General features: G+C 37.2%; 6 protein-coding genes. 2 read left to right on the plus strand and 4 right to left on the minus strand.

Annotated features, from left to right (window positions below):
- Positions 1 to 142 precede the first annotated feature (142 nt).
- Together FD29_RS03530 and FD29_RS03535 are read right to left on the minus strand one after the other, a co-directional pair.
- Positions 143 to 442, minus strand: coding sequence for a PTS sugar transporter subunit IIB (locus FD29_RS03530; protein WP_057887584.1), 300 nt, complete (start codon positions 440 to 442; stop codon positions 143 to 145).
- Between the two features lie 150 nt (positions 443 to 592).
- Complete coding sequence (locus FD29_RS03535; RefSeq protein ID WP_147007990.1) at positions 593 to 1924, minus strand: LPXTG cell wall anchor domain-containing protein; 1332 nt, start codon at positions 1922 to 1924, stop codon at positions 593 to 595.
- Positions 1925 to 2114: 190 nt separating this feature from the next.
- Here FD29_RS03535 and FD29_RS03540 point away from each other — a divergent pair, with 190 nt between their 5' ends.
- Positions 2115 to 3020: a proline-specific peptidase family protein gene (locus tag FD29_RS03540; protein ID WP_057887586.1), complete on the plus strand. Its 906-nt coding sequence runs from the start codon at positions 2115 to 2117 to the stop codon at positions 3018 to 3020.
- 89 nt (positions 3021 to 3109) lie between these two features.
- Here FD29_RS03540 and ppk1 read toward each other — a convergent pair whose 3' ends face one another.
- Both ppk1 and FD29_RS03550 read right to left on the minus strand, forming a co-directional pair.
- Complete coding sequence (gene ppk1 / locus FD29_RS03545; protein ID WP_057887587.1) at positions 3110 to 5113, minus strand: polyphosphate kinase 1; 2004 nt, start codon at positions 5111 to 5113, stop codon at positions 3110 to 3112.
- Positions 5114 to 5121: 8 nt separating this feature from the next.
- Positions 5122 to 6495, minus strand: a complete 1374-nt coding sequence (locus tag FD29_RS03550; RefSeq protein ID WP_057887588.1) for a DUF2252 domain-containing protein — start codon at positions 6493 to 6495, stop codon at positions 5122 to 5124.
- A 388-nt stretch (positions 6496 to 6883) separates the two neighbouring features.
- On the opposite strand from FD29_RS03550, the gene FD29_RS03555 reads away from it, so the two are divergent.
- The gene (locus FD29_RS03555; RefSeq protein ID WP_057887589.1) at positions 6884 to 7288 is read left to right on the plus strand and encodes a MerR family transcriptional regulator; all 405 of its coding nucleotides are present in this window, start codon (positions 6884 to 6886) and stop codon (positions 7286 to 7288) included.
- The last annotated feature ends 211 nt before the right edge of the window (positions 7289 to 7499 follow it).

Raw genomic sequence — 7499 nt, forward strand, 5'->3', positions numbered from 1 at the left:
TCTCATTTTCTATATATCCACTTGACTAATCGTAGGAATCAGAGAGTGAAACAAACCTGGTTAATTTTTGAGTATTTGCCTAATCTCACGAATTGCTTGCCGATTTTGCAAGTGATTTGGGAGATGATTAGTTTTTGAGTATTTACATCATTGCCAACGCTTGATCAAGTACTTTTTCACCGTCCATCAAACCGTAACTCTTACTATCAATAACTGCTATTGGTACATCAACTTCTGGTTTAACTTTCGCCAACATATAACTGACTTGTGGACCTATCAAAATTACTTCTGGATGAGTTTTACGATATTCATCAGGAATCACGTCCGCTCCAGTCGCAAAAATATTGAATTCTAAATTACGTTTGACCATCGCTTTTTTCATACGTGTTACTAATAATGACGATGACATTCCGCCAGCACAAGCTAACATGATTGTTTTCATTTTTTTACCTCAAATGCACAAAAAGCTGTGACATATCTACGTTTTTAAATTAAATATACATCACAAATCCAAATCCGAACATAATTTTCGGCTTAACTCAAAAAATCCCCCAATTCCGAACGGAATCAGAGGATCTTCTATGTAATTATTCTAACGTTTCAAATAAGTTCCCTTTAATAAAACCAACCAGAGAATCAAAACTAATCCGCCGATTACTGCCAAAATATCATTCGTCGCATTACCTGTTTGAGGTAAAGTACCTTTAGTTTGTGATGCTGCAGCAGTGGCTGATTCAGCCGGTTTGATGTCGCCAAGATTGCTCAAGCTGCTCAAATCTGACAATAAGCCTGAAGTATCTGAACTATTTAACAAGCTACTCAAATCAGATGGGTCCAAACTGTCAAAATCAAGATTGAAGCCGAGATCTTTGTTCAAGCCAAAGTCAGGGACGTTCAAACTAATATTGCCAGGGATCAATTTGCTCAAATCAGTTATCTTGCTGATTGGAAAATCGAACGTGATGTAATTGCTGTCGCCTTCGCTTCTGAAACTCAAATTGGATGGTTTTTGATTATTGACCAAATTAATTTCAAAGGCATTGTTCCCGAACTTCTTAGGATATTTGATCGTAATTTCGACGTAATAAGTTCCATCGGGATTTTGCATAACTTTGGCCGTATTAGTGAAGTATGGTGAGATCAATGAACCATCACCATTATTTTTGGCAATCTTGTATGTCAATTCACGCAAAACCGTTTTGGGTTCTGTCGAATCCGAAGTATTTTGATTATTAGTTGTCGTTGTGTTGGTAGCGGTATTGTTGGTTGTATCAGTTTTTGGCGTTGAAATAATGTCGTTGGCCGAATCCGCAGCCGAGTTAATATCGTTGATGACGTTTTTAGCATTATTGGCTGCCGTCGTTAAATCATTTTCAGCGTTAGTGATTTTATTTAGACTGTCCGCAAATGAACTGCCTGTCCCTTGTGTTTCGATGGAACTAGGATCAAACATAAAATTAACGTTTTGCTTATCGACATCTAACCGTAGAACTTTCGTTTGTAGAGCTACAGTAGCTGGAATATCGTTGTTCAAATCTTCCAACCCATTAATATTGAAACTGATATTCATGTGATGTGAATCGTTATCGATGGTTGAAACCTTAGGTGTTTGATTATCGATTGTCGATACATCGAGTTGATTGAGTCCCGGAACTCGAGCTGTCAAAGTAACCTTGTAAGTTCCGTCATCGTTTGGTGTGATTTTGGCACTCTTCGTGAAAAGTGTATTCATCGTTGATAAAGCTTTAGAATTTTCTTTAAGTACTTCATAATTGATTGTTTTCGTATTGCTATCGTTTGTTGTATCTGCTTGAACTGTTTCTTCCATTACATTAGGTGAACCGGTTTGATTCAAACCTTCTACACCAAATATTCCCAAGAGCATCCCCACAGACAATAGACTGATCAACAATTTCTTCATCATATCGCCCCTTTATACATACGTATTAATTTTATCATAATTATTTCAAACACTTAAATATTAAGACATGTTTCACGAAAATATAAAATAAACTTTTCATTAGAATTATTAAAATAATATTATAGAATATTTGAAATAAACTAAGAGATAGATATATACTGGTTATTATTACTTGCAGGAAGGTGACTATTTTATGAAACAAGGAACAACAATCCTCACTTTGGATAACGGATACCACTTATGGACACATACCGCTGGTCACGGCGATATCAAATTGCTTTGCCTACACGGTGGACCTGGTGGAAACCACGAATACTGGGAAAACTTCGGCGACAAACTAGCTGACTTGGGCGTTCAAGTAACTTTCTACGACCAACTCGGTTCATGGTACTCCGATCAACCAGATTACAGCGACCCCGAAATCGCTAAAAAATATCTAACATACGACTACTTCCTAGAAGAAGTTGAAGAAGTTAGACAAAAACTTGGACTAGATAACTTCTACCTCATTGGACAATCATGGGGTGGCGCTTTAGTTCAAATGTACGCTGCTAAATATGGACAACACCTAAAGGGTGCTATCATCTCAAGTATGGTCGACGAAATTGACGACTATGTTAAAAATATCAACAAATGTCGTATGGATGCTTTAGGTCCTGACAAAGTTAAGTACATGGAAAAAATCGAAGCTGAAAACAACCTTTCAGATCCTACTTACCAAAGCTACGTTGACATTTTAAACGCTGAATATGTTGACCGTAAACAACCAACAGCTATCAGACATTTGGTCGATACAACTGCTGTTCCTGTTTACAACACATTCCAAGGCGACAACGAATTCGTTATCACTGGTAAATTAAAGGACTGGCACTTCAGAAAACACCTTAAAGAAATCACTGTTCCTACATTGTTGACTTTCGGTGAACACGAAACTATGCCTATCGCTACTGCCAAGATCATGCAAAAGGAAATCCCTCACGCACGTCTTGTCACAACACCAAACGGTGGTCACCACCACATGATCGATAACGCTCCAGTTTACTTCGATCACCTTGAAACATTCATCAAGGATGTTGAATCAGGTAACTTCAACGATTAATTCATAAGTTCAAAAAAATAGTCCCTATCAACGACACATAGTTGATAGGGACTATTTTTTTCATCTAAGATAAGCGCACGTACGCTCGACTAATTAGTTTTAATATATTTCCGCCATTCCAAGCGATTGATCCAAGATTGTTGGGCTGAAAAACCATGCTTCTCATCTTTCTTAGCATAAGTACCTTCATCATTCATGAAATATGAATTTTCAGTATCTTTCCAGAACATCTTGGCAATCTTTAATAACTGACGTCTTGGTTTTTCTTCAACCACGGGAACTGCCAATTCAACCCGACGTTCCAAGTTTCTCGTCATCATATCGGCTGAGGAAATCCAAATATCGGTGTGGCTGTTGCCATATTGGAACTTGAAGATTCGACTGTGTTCGAGTAATTCTCCGACGATACTCTTCACCCGAATATCTTCTTTAGGACCACAGACGCCAAGTTTCAATGAACATGTTCCTCTGACGATCAATCTAAATGGCAAGCCCTTTTCAGCTGCCGCATAGATAGCGTTGATAATCTCGACATCCGTCAAACCGTTGATCTTCATAAAGACCTCGCCTTGACCATCGCGCAAGTAAGCAGCTGTTGCTTTTTTGATGTTTTTGACAACCATCTCGGCAATTCCATTTGGTGAAGTGGCAAATAATTGATAAGGTTTCTTTTCACCAGTCACTAAGTAGTTAAAGAATTTCGTAGCATCGTCGATGTATCTTTGGTCACTGGTAAAGTAGCTGACATCGGAAAAGACATTAGCCGTAATAGCATTGTAATTACCAGTTCCGATTTGAACGTACCCTGTACCATCAGCGTGCAAAGCTAAACAGATCTTTGAGTGGACCTTGTTGACCTTGTCACCGAAGAGAACTCTGACACCGGCTTTCTTCAAAATCTTGGCAACTTCGATATTGTGAACTTCATCAAAACGAGCTCTGAGTTCAACTACCGCTGTGACTTCGATTCCCTTAGCCGCAGCTTCTTGTAGCAATCTCAAAAGATCTGAATTTTCTTCCGTCCGATAAATCGTGATGCAAATTTTAGTCGTCTTAGGATCATTGACAGCTGCTTCCAAATAACTGATGAAGACGCTGAATGAATCGTAAGGATATTGAACAAAAATAGGTGAATTATTGAGATACTGTAAAATATTTTTGGATGAATTCCACTCCAAAGCTTTGAACTTTGGGAAAACCATATCCTTATGAGTCTTGTAACGTTTGAAGAAACCGCCCAAGAACTTCAGATCAACTGGTCCAGGAATCTTGTAAACACCCTTCTTGTTGATACCAAGTAGTTTAGAGAAATATTCACGGCCCTTTTGTTCATCTTCACCAGAGAATTCTACTCGCATGATTTCACGTAGATCACGCGTATCAACGTAATTGATCATCGTGTTCAAATATTGTTCATCGGTTAAATTCTTATCTAGAAAATCATAAGGTTTGTTCTTGTCGTAAGTTGCACGAAAGACGATCATCTTGGAAATCTTATATTTTCTGATTAAGTCCTTAGAACAGTGACGCATGACGTCTTCAATCAAAATGTAGTGATTGTCGACACCAGTTTCGACTAGTCGATCCATATCTTCTGGAATTGGACAAACGTAATTGTACTTAGGAGTCTTCATCAAGAAATATAAGTTCTTACGGAATTTGTACTCTTCAGCAAATCGTTGCATATCCAAACGGGGTACGAGCTTTTTGTTGTAGAATTTTTTGACAGTTTTCTTTTCTTCATCAGTCAATTCATGATATTTCATCAGGTGGAACAACCCACGGTCGGCACTTTCTTTGATCAAATTATCGTAGGCTGCATATTGACGGAGAATATTGGCACGGTTATATTCATAAGCTAAACCGAGAATTTCCTTACCTGAATAACCAGTTCTTCGTTCTGACTTGTGCTCATCAACTAATGTGTGAATATTGTGCATTCTAACACGGAAAAATTCATCCAAGTTATTTGAAGCAATTGCTAAGAATCGTAATTTTTCTAGTAATGGTACGTTGGGATCATACGCTTGGTCAATCACACGACCATCGAATAATATCCAACTTAAATCCCTATTATAATATTTAGCCTTCATATATTTATTTAACCTTTATCCCTTTGTTCCTTTTTAAATGATTCATAATCGTACTCAACTTGCTTAACGTAACTGTTAGTAAAGTTCATCAACGAGTTAGCAATATCGGCGTATTCTTCACCAAAACCGATAATCAATGGATAGTTCGGCGAGTGAGAATGTGCTCTGGCTAGCAAAATGACACAGACTTTGGTGTAATCTTCAAATGACTCAAAGTCCAACTTGTCCAAATTGATCGATGATTTCATATCCTTAAACTGACGCATATAGAAACTGTATTTCTTCGTGTCAAAAGCCCCCAAGAATGGATCAGATGCACTTTGAAGGATCAGTTGACTGTTAACTATATTTTGCCCTTGTGTGACCTCATCATCGGAATACAATTTGTCATCATTGTAAATTGGCAAAGCTTGTTTAGCTTGTAAAACCAAATAGTTACTATCTAAATCTTGGAGCAAAATCAAATAACAAAGCGTTCCAACGCTACCAACGCCAACGCTGTGACGAACGATATCGACAATATCGAAATCTTCCAAAAAGAGTCTGATGTCGCTTCGTTGATTCTTCTTGTAGCGCTTGTAGCCATCAACGACACTCTTGTAGTCTTTCTCGCTGATATGTTGAGTAACTGGTTTGTTCTCGACAAAACGGCGTTCCCCTGAAGCACTGATTTCAGTATATTTTTCGATAACTAATTTGGAATTGCTCTTCTGAGCCTTCTTGATGCTCTTGGCAATCATATTGTTGAATGATTCCTGAAAGTATTCCTCATTATCTTTTAGCTCACCAAAAATTTCCGTAATATTTTGAAGCGTATTTGGTAAAATAAAACGTTTCATTTCGGAGATTTTTGTCATGTGTTTTAGTGTATCAAAATAAGTGTCAACGACTGTCAACAAGAATCCTTGCACATCGGTTTCGACAAAGTTATGTGCTCTAGCAACGATCAACGCACTGACCAATAGCCGCTTTAAGTCGTATTCCCAGTGACCTAAGTGGGCCTCATCGAAGTCGTTCATATCGAACAACAGTTGTCCTTCCGATGATCCGTAAAAACCAAAGTTTCCTAAATGGGCATCCCCACCTACTAAAACTTTGATGCCACTATTCTCGTGTCGTGACATATCATAGTGCATCACATCGACTGTTCCACGAAAAAAAGCAAAGAGCGACTTGGACATTCTTTCTCGTTTAACGGCCAAAAGTTCAGGCACCAATAATTTATTTTTGATGTTTAAAATCTTGTGGATGTTTCTTTTTTTAGGTTCAAATTGATTAAACTGATCAGTTACAGTCGTCGCAAAAAAACGACCTCTGATTATTAGTTGTTCCGTACTTTTGAAAGCATCAGTATCTTGATACGTATATGGTGTGCGACTCATAGCTTCGCCTCCTTGTCTTTATTATACAATAGCTAGCCTTAATAATTATTAGCTTTCACTACTTTTTACATTAAAGTTTGCTATAATTAAATATTTTTATTAAGCAAAACTAAAATAGACAATTTTTATATAAAAAAATCGACTTATTTGCTAAATTATTAGCAGTATATAACATAATCACTTTAAAAATTATTATTTTAATCCAACAGAATCAATGTTATAATGAAACTGATACGTATTTAATAGTCGGACATCTCGATCTGGCTTGTGTCACGAAGGGACTGGGTGTGGTCATCCAGTCCTTTTTGTATACTCTTTTTTGATTTATTCTTCTTCAAACATGCTACGATTGATTTGAATAGAATCATCCTTCAAAGGATGCGATTAGATGTTTAAAATTTCTGAAGTAAGTCAAAAATTACAAATACCAGTCCCAACGATTCGTTATTACACCGACCTTGATTTGATTCCCAATTTGAAAAGAAATTCCGAAGAACAAAGGATCTTCGATGACGAAGACTTAGTTTGGTTGAAAGGAATTAAATTCTTTCGTGAACTAGGTATGCCATTGCCAGAAATCAAGTCTTATATCAAACTCTGTCAAAAACACGGCCCAGTTTCAATCAAAAAGCGTTATGCCGTATTATTAGAGCAGCAACAACGAGCTCAAGAATCTCTCAATGAATCGAAACTCCACTTGAATCAAATCGAGCACCGACTAAAATTAACCGAGCAAATAATGAATGGTAAAAAACGTGACAGTCTCAGTGCTGCTCGCCGGTTTTGCCAATGATAATCCATAAAAATAATCCATATCAACTATTATGCAGTTCTTTTCAAGTTTGGTTGTTCACATCTTCCATGAAACCCCAGACTAAACGGTTTTTTATTTGCTTTACATTAGTTGTATTAAAATATTAAATCTAATGATTCAATATTTTATTTAAAGCAAATCGAGTAGGAGGTAACTTTTAATTACCGACCTCTCACACCACCGTACGTAC

It is taken from the genome of Companilactobacillus mindensis DSM 14500 (assembly GCF_001434275.1).
GTDB classification, from domain to species: Bacteria; Bacillota; Bacilli; order Lactobacillales; family Lactobacillaceae; genus Companilactobacillus; species Companilactobacillus mindensis.

What these genes read in the sequence shown, in the direction of transcription:
- FD29_RS03530 (WP_057887584.1), bottom strand. Translation starts at nt 442, where the DNA reads ATGAAAACAATCATGTTAGCTTGTGCTGGCGGAATGTCATCGTCATTA.
- FD29_RS03535 (WP_147007990.1), bottom strand. Translation starts at nt 1,924, where the DNA reads ATGATGAAGAAATTGTTGATCAGTCTATTGTCTGTGGGGATGCTCTTG.
- FD29_RS03540 (WP_057887586.1), top strand. Translation starts at nt 2,115, where the DNA reads ATGAAACAAGGAACAACAATCCTCACTTTGGATAACGGATACCACTTA.
- ppk1 (WP_057887587.1), bottom strand. Translation starts at nt 5,113, where the DNA reads ATGAAGGCTAAATATTATAATAGGGATTTAAGTTGGATATTATTCGAT.
- FD29_RS03550 (WP_057887588.1), bottom strand. Translation starts at nt 6,495, where the DNA reads ATGAGTCGCACACCATATACGTATCAAGATACTGATGCTTTCAAAAGT.
- FD29_RS03555 (WP_057887589.1), top strand. Translation starts at nt 6,884, where the DNA reads ATGTTTAAAATTTCTGAAGTAAGTCAAAAATTACAAATACCAGTCCCA.